Origin of the sequence: Deinococcus pimensis DSM 21231 (assembly GCF_000519345.1) — a bacterium.
GTDB classification, from domain to species: Bacteria; Deinococcota; Deinococci; order Deinococcales; family Deinococcaceae; genus Deinococcus_A; species Deinococcus_A pimensis.
Genome location: NZ_KI912662.1, coordinates 1,655 through 3,010, shown reverse-complemented (window position 1 = coordinate 3,010; position 1,356 = coordinate 1,655). Strand labels below are relative to the sequence as shown.

Below are 1,356 nucleotides of genomic sequence, written 5' to 3'. Positions count from 1 at the left end.
CACGCGTCGGCGGCGGCGCAGCAGGCGGGCTACATGGCCGCCACGGGCCGCGTCACGCACGACGGCGAGAACGGCAGCACGCCCCGCGTGCGCGCCGCGTCCTACGGCGTGCAGGCCGTCAGCGTCACCGAGATCATCTACATGGGCTCCAAGCTGGACCTCGGCGAAGCCGTCGCGTGGTGGACCGGCTCGAACGTGCACTGCACCGTCATGACCGACCCGCGCTACACCGAGGCGGGCGTCAGCGTGCAGCGCGGCCCGCGCGGCACGTCCTACGTCGTGGTGTTCAGCTCGCCCAGCGCCCGCTGAACAGGGGAGGGGACGCCCGCGCGGACGTCCCCTCCTCCACGCGCCCCGCGTCAGAGCGCCAGGTACGCCTCGCGCACCGCCGGATCGTGCAGCAGGTCCCGCGAGGGTCCCTCGCGGACCACGCGGCCGTTCTCCAGCACGTACGCGCGTGACGCGAGCCGCAGGCTCTGCACCACGTTCTGCTCCACCAGCAGCACGCCCACGCCCTCGCGGTTCACCGCCGCGAGCGCGTCGAACACGATGCGCGTCAGCAGGGGAGACAGACCGAGGCTCGGCTCGTCCACCAGCAGCATCCGCGGACGGCTCATCAGCGCGCGGCCCACCGCGAGCATCTGCTGCTCCCCGCCCGACAGGGTGCCCGCCGCCTGCGAGCGGCGCTCCGCCAGCCTCGGGAAGAGCGTCAGGACATGCTCCAGCGTGGTGTCGCGCGCCGCGCGGGCCTCCGCGCGGACGCTCGCGCCGAGCTCCAGGTTCTCCATCACCGTCATGCCGGGGAAGAGCTCGCGGCCCTCCGGGACGTGCCCGAGGCCCAGCCGCACGATCTGACCCGGCGCGAGCCTCGTGACGTCGTGCCCGCCGAGCGTCACGCGGCCCTCCCAGGGACGCACCACGCCCGACACGGCCCGCAGCGTCGTCGTCTTGCCCGCGCCGTTCGCGCCGATCACCGCGACGAACTCGCCCGGCTCCACCGCGAGGTTCACGTCCCACAGCACCTGCACCTTGCCGTACCCGGCCCGCAGGCCCTCAACGGTCAGCCTCACCGTCCACCTCCTCCAGACCGTGCGGACTGCCGAGGTACGCCTCGATCACGCGCGGCTCCGCCACCACCTCGGCGTACGTCCCCATCGCCAGCACCTTCCCCGCGTCCATCACGACCACACGGTCCGCGAGGTCCCGCACGACCGGCATGATGTGCTCGATGAACAGCACGCTCACGCCGCCCGCGCGGACGCGGCGCACGAGCTCCACCGCCTCCTGGGCCTCGCCGGGACGCAGGCCCGCCATCACCTCGTCGAGCAGCAGCACGCGCGGCCTCGTCGCGAGGGC

General features: G+C 73.7%; 3 protein-coding genes. 1 reads left to right on the top strand and 2 read right to left on the bottom strand.

Going from position 1 to position 1,356, the window contains the following annotated elements:
- Positions 1 to 309 (top strand): CAP domain-containing protein (locus tag DEIPI_RS0117280; RefSeq protein ID WP_027482588.1); only part of this gene is annotated, 309 nt, incomplete at its 5' end.
- 50 nt (positions 310 to 359) lie between these two features.
- Here the strand turns inward: DEIPI_RS0117280 and DEIPI_RS0117275 are convergent.
- The gene (locus DEIPI_RS0117275; protein ID WP_027482587.1) at positions 360 to 1,070 is read right to left on the bottom strand and encodes an ABC transporter ATP-binding protein; all 711 of its coding nucleotides are present in this window, start codon (positions 1,068 to 1,070) and stop codon (positions 360 to 362) included.
- Positions 1,054 to 1,356, bottom strand: a 303-nt coding sequence (locus DEIPI_RS0117270; RefSeq protein ID WP_027482586.1) for an ABC transporter ATP-binding protein C-terminal domain-containing protein, incomplete at its 5' end; no start/stop codon positions are given. The genes DEIPI_RS0117270 and DEIPI_RS0117275, both read right to left, overlap by 17 nt.